Raw genomic sequence first — 14881 nt, forward strand, 5'->3', positions numbered from 1 at the left:
CTTTATTCCTCCTTGTAAATCGTCGCCATTTTCTGTACCATCTTTGAAATCTGCCTCCTGGCTTCTACCGGCTCAAGCACTTCTGCTTTATTTCCAAAGGTCATTATCCATGTGATCAAATTATCTGAGTCCGTGTAATCCGCAGTAAACATAAGTCTACCATCCTCTGTTTCCGTAAAACAGTTTGGTCCGAATTCCTCCACCAGGCGCCACTTTACATCCTTTGAAAACAGCGCTTTTACCTTGATTCCACCAGGAAATATCTTTTCTGTAGACAGATCAGGTAATGGAGCGTTTCTGCAGACAAATCCTTTATCCGTTTCAACCACTTTAACCATGCGGTTTAATTTAAATAGACGATAATCTTTGCGCTTTTGACACCATCCATAGACATACCAGCTGCTCCACTTAAACACTACATAATATGGCTCAATAGTTCGTTTTCCTTCTCCCGCCTGAGCATAATAGTGGAAGGTCAAAAGATGCCTGTTTTCTATCGCATCCTGAATAGTAGATATCTTTGGAGCCAGCGATGTCTTGTACCAAGAAGACAGGTCGATAAGGACAGAATCCCTACCGCTGATAAACTCCGAAGAACCTGCCTGGAGCTTCTCCATAAGCTGCCCATAATATCCGCTTCCACTAACACTATCAAAACTTCGTAGTCCCGTCAGGATCATCTGCATGTCACGGGATGTCAAAAGAGTCCTATCCATCTTATAGCCATCCATGATGCTTATACCGCCTCCAACTCCCTGGGTCGTTTTAATTGGTATTCCTGCCTGACAAAGAGTCTCAATATCTCTGTTTATGGTTCTTCTAGACACCTCGAAATGCTCAGCCAGCTCCGGAGCTGTCGTCACCTCTTTTTGCAAAAGAATTGATAGTATGCCAATCAGTCTGTCTATCTTCATTTGATCACCTTCTATGATTATCATACAAGCACAAACATGTCATCTATATGTCATGTTTATATTCTACACTATTTTTAACAACAAAAAACCCACAACCAGATGGTTGTGGGTTTCTGAAATCTGCAACTGCAGATATTCTCATCTCTTTGAGAACTGTGGAGCACGACGAGCTTTCTTTAAGCCGTACTTCTTTCTTTCCTTCATACGAGGATCTCTTGTAAGGTATCCAGCCTTCTTAAGTGTAGGTCTGTACTCATCTGAATCAGCCTGAAGAAGGGCTCTTGAAATACCATGTCTGATAGCACCAGCCTGACCTGTTGTGCCGCCGCCTCTTACTGTTACAACAACATCAAACTTGTCTGATGTCTCTGTAGCTACAAGTGGCTGTCTTACGATAACCTTGAGTGTCTCAAGTCCGAAATACTCATCGATAGGTCTCTTGTTGATTGTTATATTTCCATTTCCGGATACAAGGTAAACTCTTGCGATTGACTTCTTTCTTCTACCTGTTCCGTAGTAACTTGCTGACTTTGCCATTTTATGTTCTCCTTTCAACTACCCGATTAAAATGTTAATACTTCAGGTTTCTGAGCTGCATGTGGGTGCTCAGCTCCTGCGTATACATGGAGTTTTGTGTACATCTCTCTTCCAAGAGATCCCTTAGGAAGCATTCCCTTAACGGCATGCTCGATAACTCTCTCAGGCTTGTCCTGGAGCATCTGACGAAGTGAGAACTCCTTGTGATGTCCAACATAATCTGTGTGGTGCCAATACATCTTCTGGTCAAGCTTCTTACCAGAAACCTTAATCTTCTCAGCGTTGATAACGATTACATAATCACCTGTGTCGATGTTAGGTGTGTAGATTGGCTTGTTCTTTCCTCTAAGTACGTTTGCAACGTTAGAAGCAAGACGTCCAAGTGTCATATCTGTAGCATCAACTACATACCACTTCTTCTCAACTGTAGTTGCACTAGGCATATAAGTTTTCATTGTGTTTCCTCCAGTAAATAATTGCTCTTAATTGATACCTTGCATTGACCCTTCACCTGATCGATGCATTTATAACGATGTACATATTGAGGCTTACCGGGACATCAATATGACATTACCACGTTATTTCAGTCCATTTAGGACTGAAAACTGTGCAAACGGACATACCGTCACACAGTAAGATATTATATGACTTTGCAAGCCAAATTGTCAAGGTGAAAAAACCATTTCTTCAAGAAATTAATCAATTTTTTATCTTATTATCTGTATTTCCTTACAGATAACTAATCGACGCAATTTGGTTTGCATCTAGAATTACCGATATCCTTCGGCTATGTAGATGTATTCGAGTTTGATCATGGATGAGTCAATGTACTAGTCCGCGTTATCCACTTCTGGCCCTGGAATACCCTCAAGAAATCTGTACTCCATAAGAAAAAGTCCCTCAGGAGGAGCTGTTGGTCCTGCTGCCGCTCTGTTTTTCTTATCAAGTATAGTCTTCATCTCTGATGGGCCGCCTTTTCCTCGTCCTATCTGCATCAGGGTTCCAGCTATTATTCGGACCATATTGTATAAAAAGCCATTGCCAGTAACAGAGATGACCACTTCATCACCGTTTCTGGTGACACGAATATCTTTTATCCTGCGAACATGGCTAAGGGCCTGGGATTCCACATTGCAAAAGCTTGTGAAATCATGCTCTCCGACAAGGTAGTGAGCAGCATCATTCATAACTCCGATATCCAGGGGCATACTGAAGTGACATGCATAGAGCCTTCTGGTAGGATCCATGGTCTGTCTATTCACAATCCTGTATTCATAGGTCTTTTCAGTATCGCAGTGCCTTGGATGAAAATCCCCAGCCACTTCTCTGGATTCTACAACACGGATATCCTGAGGAAGTTCATGGTTAACAGCAAATATAAATCTATCACCCGGAATTGTTGAAGCTGTATCGAATACAGCCACGTTTCCATAGGCATGCACTCCGGCATCGGTTCTGCTGGCACCGATCACGTGGACATCCTCTCCAGTTAGTCTTCCTATAGCACGGTTAAGCTCACCCTCTATAGTATTGGGCGTACTGGTCTGCTCAGCCCATCCATTGTAGGCTGTACCATCATATGAAACTATCAGCATTATTCGCCTAAGATCACTCATATCTAAATTCCATATCTTTTGTTCAATCAATATAATTGATAATTGTATGGTATAAGAACTGCTCCAGACTTTATCTTTTCACAATTCTTCATTGTATATTTTCAGAAAAGAATTCTTCCCATTACAATTATAATTCCAAGATAAGCCCATATCACAAGGTAAGCTAATCTATCCCTGTTCTGATAAATAAGAGGTTTCATCTTGGTCCTGCCATCTCCGCCCTTGTAGCATCTGGCTTCCATGGCCATTGCAAGATCATTGGCTCTTCTAAAGGCTGAGATAAACAGTGGTACAAGAAGTGGAACAAGGCTCTTTGCCCTTTTAATTATAGAGCCGCTCTCAAAATCTGCGCCTCTTGCCATCTGCGCCTTCATGATCTTGTCAGTTTCTTCCATGAGGATTGGGATAAATCTAAGAGCAATAGACATCATCATGGAAATCTCATGTACAGGCACCTTGAACAGTCTAAGTGGTCTTAGAAGCTTCTCAAGGCCGTCTGTAAGATTATTAGGCGTAGTTGTTAGGGTCATAAGTGACGATCCAGTAATAAGGAACATCAGTCTGATTGCCATCATTATAGCCATCTTAAGGCCTTCATAGGTTATAGTCAGCTTCCAGATACTAATAAGCTCTTTTCCCGGTGTGAGGAAAAGGTTGAACACCATAGTTATCATCAATAGGAAAAAGATTGTCTTCATACCCCTGAAGATGAATTTAGGCGGAACCTTGGATAAGTAAATGCACATAGCAAGAAAAAGAGCTGCAATCACATATCCTACAAAGTTATTAGCAACAAAAAGTGAAACTATGAAAACAAAGGTAGCCACAAGCTTAACCCTGGGGTCAAGACTGTGGATAACTGATTCTGTTCTATAATATTGTCCAAGTGTAATGTCTCTTAGCATTTTCCAAAAGCCTTCAATATCTCTATTTTTGCAGCATCCAGTGTGGTTACATTAGTATCAACCGGAAAGCCTGCTTCTCTAAGTTCTTGCATCACGTATGTGACCTGTGGTGCAGCAAGTCCAATTTCTTCAAGTTCCTTGTAATGCTTAAACACTTCTGTAGGCACGTCATCAAAGGCTACTCGTCCTTTGTTCATAACGATGATTCTATCCACATAATTAGCTACATCGTCCATACTATGGCTTACAAGTATGATAGTTATGCCCATTTCATCATGGAGCTTCTTTATAAGGCCCAGAATATCCTCTCGTCCCTTGGGATCAAGGCCAGCAGTAGGTTCATCCAAAATAAGAACCTCTGGCTTCATGGCAAGAACACCAGCTATAGCCACTCTTCTCTTTTGTCCACCAGATAAGTCAAATGGGGACTGATAAAAATATTCATCGTCAAATCCAACCTGTTTCAAAGCCTCATAAGCTCTGAGCTCCACCTCTTTTTGAGGAAGACCAAGGTTCTTGGGGCCAAAGCACACGTCCTTAAAGCAGTCTGTTTCAAAGAGCTGATGCTCAGGATACTGAAAAACAAGTCCTACCTTGGCGCGAAGGCTCTTTTTATCATAGTCAGGGTCATTTATATCCTGTCCATTGTAGAAAACGCATCCACTTGTAGGTTTCTCAAGCCCGTTCATATGCTGGATGAGCGTTGACTTGCCAGATCCGGTGTGACCGATAAGCCCCACAAATTGGCCATCTGGAATATTAAGACACACATCTATCAAGGCCGCATGAGCCATTGCAGTGTCTTCATCATATATATAGTTTACGTGATCGAGTATAATTGACATTTCATTCTCCGGAAGATGTACTTCCCTTATACTAATTATTCTCTGTATTTTTGATTTTCTTTAACTCTTCCACAAGTTCTTCTCTAGTAAGAACGCCTTCTGGAAGCGGCAATCCGGCTTTTCTAAGTTCGTGAGCCAGAAGTGTAACCTGAGGAACACCAAGGCGCAGGTCTTTTAGTTTGTCCACCTGGGAAAAGATTTCTCTGGGAGTGCCGGTCATTTCTACATGTCCCTTGTCCATTACAAAGACTCTGTCAGCGTAGATAACTTCCTCCATGTAATGAGTGATAAGGATTATAGTGATATTCTCAACCTGATTAAGAGCCCTGGCTGCCCTGATAACGTCCTTGCGTCCGTTAGGATCAAGCATGGCTGTTGGTTCGTCAAAGATAATGCACTTGGGGTGCATTGCAATTACTCCCGCAATTGACACTCTCTGTTTCTGACCACCTGAAAGATGGTTTGGTGAGGATTTTCTAAATTGCAGCATTCCAACCGTCTTAAGGGATTCATCAACTCTTTCCCATATCTCATCTGTTGGAACTCCCATATTCTCAGGGCCAAATCCCACATCTTCCTCTACAACCTGGCCGATGATCTGGTTGTCAGGATTCTGAAACACCATACCAGCTTCCTGTCTGATGTCCCATAGATGCTGATCATCCTCGATATTCATTCCATCGACGAAGACCTCTCCCTCTGTGGGATAAAGAAGAGCATTAAAATGTTTGGCAAGTGTAGATTTTCCAGAACCATTATGCCCCAGAATAGCAATGAATTCGCCAGGCCTGACATCAAGGTTAACCTTATCTATCGCTCTGGTTATTCCTTCTACGTTGCCCTCTTCATCTCTTCTGATATATTCAAATACAAGATTATCTGTCTTTATCATTTTTTTCATAGTATCATCCATAAATCAGTATTAATCAGCAATTGTTAGTTTACCAAGAAAGCATGTTGCTTGCAACATGTTCGCGCCGAGCGCGTATTCTTAGCGGAGCGTTTTTATTGAATAGGAAAGCAATTTTCTATTCAATTTATCACAACGATACCGGTTTCAAAATTTTCTTTTGACGCTTTCAGCATTGTGATAAAATCTCATATATAGTCTCGTTCTATATATATTTACTATGAGAATTCTTTTGTTTTTTGGGGGTTTTAATGAATAAAAAATACTTACATGACTTCGGACTTTTATGCATGGCTATAGTAGCTTTATCGCTTATAGCAAGATTTTTGGCCCACGGACAAACTCTTGCAGAATATGAAAAAGAAAAAGAGGCTTCCTCTGCACTTAATTCATCTTCTGCTGTCTCTACAATAGATGATAATATTCTTGATTCCAATGCTTCATTATCTGAAGCAAGTACCGCATCCACAACAGATGCAGCTACGATTGCAGCCACAAAGGCATCAACTGAATCAGCTACAGAAGCGGCAACTGATATATCCGGGCAAACTTATGCTGAAGGTTTTACCTATTCAGAATTACCGCAGGATATCGTTGAGAAAATTTCCGGTGTTTCCTATGTGGAAAATTCAAATATCAGTCTGGATGAATTAAGATATTGCAAGGTTCTTTATAATGATTTTGACGGAAATGTTCAGACCGGAGAACTTATCTGTAACGAACAGATAGCCCAGGATCTTTTGGAGATATTCTATGAATTATACAATAACGGGTACCAGATAGAAAGCATTAAGCTTATTGATGAGTATAAAGGGGATGATACAGCTTCTATGCTGGCCAATAATACCTCCTGCTTTAATTACAGAGTAGTTGAGGGGTCAAACAAATTATCCAAGCACGCCTATGGCCTTGCAATTGATTTAAACCCTTTCTACAACCCTTATATTACCTATAACAAAGATGGTTCTCAGAATATTTCTCCCGTAGGAAGTGAAGCCTATGCTGACAGGGATGCATCATTCCCATACAAGATTGACGAAAACGACCTCGCCTACAAGCTCTTTACAGAACATGGCTTTAAATGGGGCGGCAACTGGAATTCAGTCAAGGATTATCAGCATTTTGAGTATTAAAATCGAGCCACGTCAGACTCGGAACCGCTTCGCTTGTTCCTCCGTTATGGCTCTCAACGAGCCACGTCAGACTCGGAACCGCTTCGCTTGTTCCTCCGTTTGGCTCTCAACGAGCCACGTCAGACTCGGAACCGCTTCGCTTGTTCCTCGTTGTTGCGGCAGTCGCCGCAACAACTAAAATAAAAAGAGGTAGTTTTTTTAATGTAAACATTAAAAAACTACCTCTTCTTATTTTATCTGACGTGGCTCGTTGCTCACACAAGCTCAAGAACAACCATCATAGCTGCGTCGCCTTTTCTCTGGCCGATCTTGATCATACGAGTGTAACCACCCTTACGATCTGCATACTTAGGACCGTACTCATCGAAAAGCTTAGCTACAAGATCAACTTCCTTAGTGTTCTTCTTTCTTCCAGCCTTCTCAGTAGGAACTTCAACTACTGGATAAAGAGTCTTAAGAAGCTGACGTCTAGCGTGCATTCTTGAAGGCATATCCTTCTTGATCTCTTTCTTAACAGTTGTGTACTTTGTAACCTTCTTGCCGTCTACAACTTCCTTAACTCTCTTACCGTCTTTATCCTTCTCAGGAACCTTGCAATCAACTGTAAGTGTCTCGAAGTTGTCCTTCTCCTTAGCTGCAAGAGTGATCATAGGCTCTACGATCTTCTTGATTTCCTTAGCTCTTGCCTCTGTAGTAACGATCTTTCCATTGTAAAGAAGTGCTGTTACCTGGTTACGAAGAAGTGCTCTTCTAGGTTTTGTTGCTTTTCCAAGCTTTCTGTACATTGCCATTTTAATATACTTCCTTTCTCATCTGCAGGATTCCTCCTGCTGTGGTACATCAAAGAATGCGCTTTGGTCTTACTTCTCTAATGCTGTTAATATACGCCATGAGAATCGCATTGGTACACATCGGATTTATCCTCTGCGAAAATCAAATTCTATGGGTAGGTATTCCCACCCATAGATTTGCCTCAATCTGAATGATCTTACTGCTCGCCATCCTGTCTCAGGGAAAGTCCAAGCTCATCAAGCTTAGCAAGAACCTCCTCAAGTGACTTACGTCCAAGATTACGAACTTTCATCATATCGTCAGAAGTCTTGTTTGCAAGCTCCTGAACGGTATTGATACCAGCTCTCTTAAGGCAGTTGAATGAACGAACTGAAAGTTCAAGTTCATCAATTGACATCTCGAGAACCTTGCCCTTCTCGTCATCTTCCTTCTCTACCATAACTTCAGCAGTCTTGGCATTCTCGGAAAGATCGATGAAGAGGCTTAAATGCTCACTAAGAACCTTTGCTGCAAGGCTAACAGCCTCGTCAGGAGCAAGTGTTCCATCAGTGTGAACATCAAGTGTTAATTTATCGAAGTCAGTAACCTGACCTACACGAGTATTCTCTACAGTTACGTTTACTCTCTCTACTGGTGTGTAGATAGAATCGATAGCGATAACTCCGATTGGAAGGTCGCCGCCTTTATTCTTATCAGAGCTTACATAACCTCTTCCCTTAGTGATGGTGAGCTCCATGTAGAGCTTAGCATCCTTGCCGGAAAGTGTAGCGATAACCTGATCTGGATTCATGATCTCTATATCCTGATCAACCTGAATATCAGATGCTCTAACAACGCCTTCACCATTGAACTCAATGTAAGCAGTCTTTGGCTCATTTGTGTCAGAAGAATTCTTGATTGAAAGATTCTTGATATTCATGATGATTTCAGTTACGTCTTCCTTAACACCAGGAATAGAACTGAACTCATGCAGTACGCCTTCGATTTTGACCTGACTTACTGCTGCACCAGGTAAAGAAGAGAGCATAATCCTGCGAAGGGAATTGCCCAGTGTAATACCGTAACCTCTCTCAAGAGGCTCAACTACGAATTTACCATACTTCTTATCATCTGAGATTTCAGCAACTTCAATATTTGGTCTTTCAAAATCAAACACTGATATACCCTCCTTATGTGGTTAGTTAACAAGATATTTATATTATAAGTTATTTATTACTTAGAATACAACTCGACGATAAGCATTTCGTCAACTGGTACATCAATTACTTCTCTTGAAGGAAGTTCCTTAACTGTACCCTGAAGATTGTCCTTGTTAACATCAATCCACTCAGGAACGAGTCTGCCAGCTGTGATCTCTGTGATATCCTTAAATCTCTGGATATTCTTAGCAGCTTCCTTGATCTCGATTGTGTCGCCAGCCTTAACGAGGTATGAAGGTACGTTGATCTGCTTGCCGTTTACAAGAACGAACTTGTGAAGAACAACCTGTCTAGCCTCTCTTCTTGTTCTAGCGAATCCCATTCTGAATACTACGTTGTCAAGTCTTGACTCAAGAATTGTCATAAGGTTTGAACCTGTCTGACCCTTCATTCTGTCTGCTCTGTCATAGTAGTTTCTGAAAGGCTTCTCAAGTACGCCATAGATGAACTTAGCCTTCTGCTTCTCGCGGAGCTGAAGTCCATACTCGCTCATCTTCTTACCAGCTCTAGCTGATGTTCTCTTGGACTTCTTATCATATCCAAGGAAAGTTGGATCTAAATCAAGAGATCTGCATCTCTTTAATACGGGAACTCTGTTTACTGCCATTTTAGGCTCCTTTCTTTTACTCAAAACAAATATGCTCTGTCTTGATGTTGTTTACAATGATTGCTGTAAAATACAGCATTTGCACCTTCGTCCAACGTAATTTCACATATATAATATGCACATGTAACTACATTGATTGGGCTAATGATTAAACCCTACGACGCTTAGGTGGGCGGCATCCGTTATGTGGTACAGGTGTTACGTCTGTGATAGATGTAACTGTAAGACCGCTTGCAGCAAGAGCTCTGATTGCAGCTTCTCTTCCTGAACCTGGTCCCTTAACGAATACATCAACAGTCTTAAGGCCGTGAATAAGAGCAGCCTTAGTTGCTGTCTCTGCAGCTACCTGTGCAGCATAAGGAGTAGATTTCCTTGAACCCTTAAATCCGAGACCGCCAGCACTTGCCCAGCTAAGAGCGTTACCTGCAGCATCTGTCAATGTAACGATTGTGTTATTGAAAGATGACTGGATATGTGCCTGTCCGTGTTCAACGTTTTTCTTGACACGCTTCTTTGCAGCTGCCTTCTTTGCAGCTGATGATTTCTGATTTGCCATTTTAAACTAACCTACTTTCTTCCTATAAATACTATAAATTGTTACTTTTGAAACTGCCATGCACAATCTCAAATATATAGATCAAAGGCTTTAAAAAGAATTATTTCTTCTTGTTAGCGATTGTTCTCTTTGGTCCTTTTCTTGTTCTTGCATTTGTCTTTGTTCTCTGACCACGGCAAGGAAGTCCTCTTCTATGACGCATTCCTCTGAAGCATCCGATCTCTGTGAGTCTCTTGATGTTCATGGCAACTTCTCTTCTAAGGTCACCCTCTACATCGTAGTCGTTACCGATAATCTCGGCGATTTTCTTAACTTCTTCATCAGTAAGATCACGAACACGTGTGTCCGGATTTACTTTTGCAGCTTCAAGAATCTTGTTTGAGCTTGTTCTACCGATTCCGTAGATGTATGTCAAACCGATCTCTACTCGCTTATCTCTAGGTAAATCTACACCTGCAATACGAGCCATTTTAATTCCTCCATTTACAAATAAAAAAATAAATAATTACTTGAGAAGCTTTACTCCTCTTGCTCCAACCAATTCCGTCAGAGCTGTTACTTGTTTGATTGGGGCCAGATACTCTATCGGCCCAACCGGACAAAGTATAATCCGATCCTTCCAATACACATTGGTATCAAAAAGTAATCCGAAAACGGCTCGAATTATCCCTGTCTCTGTTTGTGCTTAGGGTTGTCACAGATTACTCTGATAACGCCCTTTCTCTTAATAACCTTGCACTTTTCGCACATAGGCTTAACAGAAGACCTAACTTTCATTGTAACTCCTTTCCTGCATGGTAAAAACAGCATAATGCCTAAAGAAGGGCATAATATCCCCTCTTCTAAAAAGACCATTTAACATAATAACATATGCTAAATCAAATAGCAACTATTTTTTTACTGTTATTCAGTTTTTGGTGCTTTTGAGTATTTTCCTCCTGCACAAGCAGGCAGATACTGGGAATTAAACATTCGAGTGTGCCTGTGAAAGTCCTTATCAGACTGATTGAAATAATTATAATTTATTGGTTCCTGGTCATCCCAGGTAACATCCACGTTATAATAAGAATCACCAAGTTTAATGATATCCCAGGCATGCATGTCTCCAGAAGCAAGACCTCCACCCCATCCAACAGTCAGGTAGGTGGGTATTTCCAATTGCTGCATCAGATACTGAAAAGCCTTAGAATAGCCGGCGCAAACCGTCTCGTTTCCTACAATCGCACTATACGCACTCTGATCCAGGCTATTTGGGCTGTATGTCAGCTTATCTGCCAATAGATTATGGACGTAGACTTCCTTATCATAAGCTGTTTTAAGTTCATCAGTGCCGGCCAAAATAGCTGCAGTCATAATATCAAACTGCGCCTTTGCTTCATCAATGTTTCCCAGATCTTCATAGAAATATATCTGAACCTTTACCACATATCCCTTATAATCATATTCAGTGTACATGGCTGTATTTAGCCAAAAGAGTTCGGGATGATCCAGAACTACACTCATAAGAGCATTTTTCCACTGATCAGGAGTCGCCTTGACCACAGGCAAAAAAACATCTCTCTGCTCCATGGAATTTCCATATATCTGTTTATAAAGCTGTTTGCATTTATCTGTCAGCATGTTGTAATAAGGGTAATATTCCTTGGCAAAAGACATATCTTTTGCCGTATTTCCCATGCTAATATCGCTGATTACGCTTTGCACCTGCTCAGGAGTCTCGATTTCAATGACATTTGCCGTAGGCATACTGTAATCAGATAAATTGTCTGTGATACTGTAATAGGCAGTTTCATCAGTAGAATCCTCGTAAAGGTCCTGATTAACCAAAGGTTCTTCAGCCTGATCAACTATATCTTTTTCTATTCCTGAGCTGCTCCATTCACTCTCGTACTGCGCAAACTCTTTTTCCTGATCCTGTGACACTGTAAAAGAGGTAACTGTAGCCGCAGCGTCAGTTAATTCTGCGATAACCTGCGAAGCAGCTGAATCCTGAGTATTTCCTGCAGTATCCTGAGCATTATCTCCAGTTTGCTGGCCAGAAGCGCCTTGCGCCCCCTGCGAGCTTTCAAGTGTTGCCTTCTCCTGAATAATGCTGTTTATCCCAGATGATGCGGCCTTGGCGCCGTTTTTTACATCCGGATTGATTCCACACAGCACAATAAAGCCGCAGACTGCTACAATCACGGCCAATATAAATGCCAATAATTTACCTAATAATTTCTTCATAGCGATTCCTTCCTTGTCTATGCGCACATGAATCCTATATCTATATCGGCATTTTATCTTTATAACTTAATACTTTTTATTGAATCCACATTTAATCATATTCTGCCTATTTTCAATCATTTTAGCCTGAAAGTGTTGACTTTACCTGATAATATAAACTACGCTAAGTCTGTAGTTTATGTGTATCTATTAACCAATTTATTAGAATGGAGAAAGAGAAGATGTACACTGCAAACGAAAATAGATATGGAACAATGAAATATAACAGATGCGGAAAAAGCGGGCTCAAGCTCTCTGCTGTTTCATTAGGCTTATGGCACAACTTTGGTGATAACAGCGACTTTGATAATATGGAAAAAATGTGCTTTACTGCTTTTGACAATGGTATAACTCATTTTGATCTGGCCAACAACTATGGACCTTCTGAAGGTGCAGCAGAGATCAATTTTGGTAAGATATTAAGAGAGAGCATGCACAAATACAGAGATGAAATGATCATTTCCACAAAAGCCGGCTATTATATGTGGCCTGGTCCTTACGGCGACTGGGGAAGCCGCAAGTATCTTATATCAAGCCTTGACCAGTCCCTTCAGAGAATGGGGCTTGATTATGTAGATATTTTTTATCATCACAGAATGGACCCTGAAACTCCGCTCGAGGAAACAATGGAGGCTCTTGCCCAGATAGTAAGAAGTGGCAAGGCTCTCTATGTCGGAATTTCTAATTATGATGGACCAACTCTTCAGAAAGCTAGCGACATACTCACTGATCTACATGTTCCATTCATCATCAATCAAAACAGATATAATATTTTCGATAGGACAATCGAAAAGAATGGTCTAAAAGAAAAATCTAAAGAGCTTGGGAAAGGCATAATTTGCTTTTCTCCTCTTGCTCAGGGTCTTTTAACAGATAGATATTTGAACGGCATTCCAGAAGACAGCAGAATTCGTACTGATGGACGTTTTCTTAACGAAAATAGTCTTAGTGAAGACAAAATCAAATGCATCCATGCTCTTAATGAGATTGCTAAGGGCCGCGGACAAACACTTGCCGAAATGGCTCTTGCCTGGATTTTAAAAGACGACTATGTAACCTCCGTCATTATCGGAGCTTCCAAGCCGTCTCAAATTCTTGATAATATTAAAGCTATTGAAAACACAAGTTTTACTAGTGATGAGCTGTCAGAAATAGATAAGATTGCTAGTTCCTTTCAGTAAAAAAGCATCCTTTTCCATCAGCCTTGGCTTGATATAGAGCTTTATCAGCAAGGTTATACATATCTTCAAAATTAAGGCCTTTGGTATCTTCTACTATTCCTATACTACAGGAGAAACCAGAGGCCTCTTCTGTTCTAAAGGTTTTAAATTCATGCAGGACACTTCGGCATCTAGTCTCAACAAACTCTTTTCCCATCTCGCCCATTACAAGCACCATGAATTCATCTCCACCAATTCTTCCGAACACATCTGTAGGGTGAAAATAGCTTTTAATTATTTCTGCAAACTTTTTAAGAACTTCGTCACCAACCTGATGTCCATATCTGTCGTTGACTTCCTTGAAATTATCGAGGTCAAATATAAACAAAGTCGCTTTAGCGCCTATATGTCTATCATTTAGTAGCTCTTTACTTTTATCTTCGAAGCTAAGCTTATTAAATAGTCCTGTCAAAAGATCTGTCTGGCTCTTTTCCATCAGGATTTCATTTTCTTCTTTGGAAATAAGACTTGCTCTCATTACAGTAACATAACAAAAAACAGATACAATCAGAAAAAGAATTGCATTAGCTGCATCAATTATTACTAGTCGAGGAGTCTTTATGCTGTATTCTAAAACAGCAAACAGGATTATTAAAACAAACTTGTATAAGGCTATTAAATGAAGATAATCTCTATACAAAGCTGAGATTACAAGAATAGCAGCAGGAAAAATTATAGAACGAACTTCCCTGTGCACATAGGCATCAGCATAAGAAAATGTAAGAATAAGAACTGTATATACTAAATAGCAGTAAATCCTTGTTCTTAACATATTGCCACCGACTAGTTTTTCAAAAAAATGGTGACTTATAGTAACGAGGACACTTAGTATAATTGGAATCAGGTAAAATAGATATTTTTTATAATCAATGGGAACAATAAAAGAAATAAGAGTAAAAATAAGACTCAAAAAAACCAGAAAGCCTGCCATATCTCCAGCAACTAGAAAATTTTCTCTGGCAACCTTTCTCTGATTATTATCAATATAGTACGCACTATCTATGTAGACATCTATCAGTTTATTAATCATAGGATCTCCACTGAAGTCAAATGTGTGTTCCTTAGTTAATTATATATCGTTAATTCGACGTAGACAAATGAATGTTTAATTAAAAAACCCGCAAAGCGAACGAACGCCTTGCGGGAAATAGCCATAAAAAGGATTACTTATCTCTCCAGATGATTCTACCCTTTGTCAGATCATATGGTGAAAGCTCCAGTGTAACCTTATCACCAGGTAATATTCTAATAAAGTTCTGGCGAAGCTTACCACTAATATGAGCTAAAACTACGTGTCCATTCTCAAGTTCAACCTGGAACATTGTGTTAGGAAGCTTTTCAATAACTTTTCCTTCAATTTCAATTACATCAGCCTTTGACAT

At 40.4% G+C, this 14881-nt stretch carries 18 protein-coding genes; 2 read left to right on the top strand and 16 right to left on the bottom strand.

Features of this window, described 5'->3' with window-relative positions; all coding sequences use genetic code 11:
• Window positions 1-2: 2 nt before the first annotated feature.
• From G631_RS0114130 to G631_RS0114160, 7 genes are all read right to left on the bottom strand, one after another.
• The gene (locus G631_RS0114130; RefSeq protein WP_026490003.1) at window positions 3-914 is read right to left on the bottom strand and encodes a helix-turn-helix transcriptional regulator; all 912 of its coding nucleotides are present in this window, start codon (window positions 912-914) and stop codon (window positions 3-5) included.
• A gap of 138 nt (window positions 915-1052) precedes the next feature.
• Window positions 1053-1451: a 30S ribosomal protein S9 gene (gene rpsI / locus G631_RS0114135; protein WP_026490004.1), complete on the bottom strand. Its 399-nt coding sequence runs from the start codon at window positions 1449-1451 to the stop codon at window positions 1053-1055.
• Window positions 1452-1477: 26 nt separating this feature from the next.
• Entirely contained in the window at window positions 1478-1906 is a 429-nt protein-coding gene (rplM, locus tag G631_RS0114140) for a 50S ribosomal protein L13 (RefSeq protein ID WP_013280033.1), read from the bottom strand.
• 375 nt (window positions 1907-2281) lie between these two features.
• Entirely contained in the window at window positions 2282-3067 is a 786-nt protein-coding gene (gene truA / locus G631_RS0114145; protein WP_026490005.1) for a tRNA pseudouridine(38-40) synthase TruA, read from the bottom strand.
• Between the two features lie 101 nt (window positions 3068-3168).
• Window positions 3169-3972, bottom strand: a complete 804-nt coding sequence (locus G631_RS0114150) for an energy-coupling factor transporter transmembrane component T family protein (RefSeq protein ID WP_026490006.1) — start codon at window positions 3970-3972, stop codon at window positions 3169-3171.
• Window positions 3966-4817 carry an energy-coupling factor transporter ATPase gene (locus G631_RS0114155; protein ID WP_026490007.1) on the bottom strand — a complete coding sequence of 284 codons (852 nt, stop codon included), beginning with the start codon at window positions 4815-4817 and terminating at the stop codon, window positions 3966-3968. Before G631_RS0114155 ends, G631_RS0114150 begins: the two co-directional genes overlap by 7 nt.
• A gap of 31 nt (window positions 4818-4848) precedes the next feature.
• Window positions 4849-5709 (bottom strand): energy-coupling factor transporter ATPase, encoded by an 861-nt coding sequence (locus tag G631_RS0114160; RefSeq protein ID WP_026490008.1) that lies wholly within the window; start codon window positions 5707-5709, stop codon window positions 4849-4851.
• A 269-nt stretch (window positions 5710-5978) separates the two neighbouring features.
• Between G631_RS0114160 and G631_RS0114165 the strand changes: the two genes are divergently transcribed.
• Complete coding sequence (locus tag G631_RS0114165) at window positions 5979-6860, top strand: M15 family metallopeptidase (RefSeq protein ID WP_026490009.1); 882 nt, start codon at window positions 5979-5981, stop codon at window positions 6858-6860.
• 254 nt (window positions 6861-7114) lie between these two features.
• Here the strand turns inward: G631_RS0114165 and G631_RS0114170 are convergent, their stop codons facing one another.
• From G631_RS0114170 to G631_RS0114200, 7 genes are all read right to left on the bottom strand, one after another.
• Window positions 7115-7651 carry a bL17 family ribosomal protein gene (locus G631_RS0114170; RefSeq protein WP_026490010.1) on the bottom strand — a complete coding sequence of 179 codons (537 nt, stop codon included), beginning with the start codon at window positions 7649-7651 and terminating at the stop codon, window positions 7115-7117.
• A gap of 197 nt (window positions 7652-7848) precedes the next feature.
• Window positions 7849-8808, bottom strand: a complete 960-nt coding sequence (locus G631_RS0114175) for a DNA-directed RNA polymerase subunit alpha (protein ID WP_026490011.1) — start codon at window positions 8806-8808, stop codon at window positions 7849-7851.
• Between the two features lie 56 nt (window positions 8809-8864).
• On the bottom strand, window positions 8865-9458 hold the full coding sequence (rpsD, locus tag G631_RS0114180) for a 30S ribosomal protein S4 (protein ID WP_026490012.1): 594 nt from the start codon (window positions 9456-9458) through the stop codon (window positions 8865-8867).
• 148 nt (window positions 9459-9606) lie between these two features.
• Window positions 9607-10014: a 30S ribosomal protein S11 gene (gene rpsK / locus G631_RS0114185; protein ID WP_026490013.1), complete on the bottom strand. Its 408-nt coding sequence runs from the start codon at window positions 10012-10014 to the stop codon at window positions 9607-9609.
• A gap of 100 nt (window positions 10015-10114) precedes the next feature.
• Window positions 10115-10483, bottom strand: a complete 369-nt coding sequence (rpsM, locus tag G631_RS0114190) for a 30S ribosomal protein S13 (RefSeq protein WP_026490014.1) — start codon at window positions 10481-10483, stop codon at window positions 10115-10117.
• A 194-nt stretch (window positions 10484-10677) separates the two neighbouring features.
• Window positions 10678-10791, bottom strand: coding sequence for a 50S ribosomal protein L36 (gene rpmJ, locus G631_RS0114195; RefSeq protein ID WP_013280022.1), 114 nt, complete (start codon window positions 10789-10791; stop codon window positions 10678-10680).
• 126 nt (window positions 10792-10917) lie between these two features.
• Entirely contained in the window at window positions 10918-12240 is a 1323-nt protein-coding gene (locus tag G631_RS0114200; RefSeq protein ID WP_026490015.1) for a transglutaminase domain-containing protein, read from the bottom strand.
• Between the two features lie 221 nt (window positions 12241-12461).
• Between G631_RS0114200 and G631_RS0114205 the strand changes: the two genes are divergently transcribed.
• The gene (locus tag G631_RS0114205) at window positions 12462-13460 is read left to right on the top strand and encodes an aldo/keto reductase (RefSeq protein ID WP_026490016.1); all 999 of its coding nucleotides are present in this window, start codon (window positions 12462-12464) and stop codon (window positions 13458-13460) included.
• Here the strand turns inward: G631_RS0114205 and G631_RS20400 are convergent.
• Together G631_RS20400 and infA are read right to left on the bottom strand one after the other, a co-directional pair.
• On the bottom strand, window positions 13444-14529 hold the full coding sequence (locus G631_RS20400) for a GGDEF domain-containing protein (protein ID WP_026490017.1): 1086 nt from the start codon (window positions 14527-14529) through the stop codon (window positions 13444-13446). The two genes, G631_RS0114205 and G631_RS20400, sit on opposite strands and share 17 nt — an antisense overlap.
• A 133-nt stretch (window positions 14530-14662) precedes the next feature.
• Complete coding sequence (gene infA / locus G631_RS0114215) at window positions 14663-14881, bottom strand: translation initiation factor IF-1 (RefSeq protein WP_013280019.1); 219 nt, start codon at window positions 14879-14881, stop codon at window positions 14663-14665.

It is taken from the genome of Butyrivibrio sp. XBB1001, assembly GCF_000424505.1.
Lineage (GTDB): Bacteria > Bacillota > Clostridia > Lachnospirales > Lachnospiraceae > Butyrivibrio.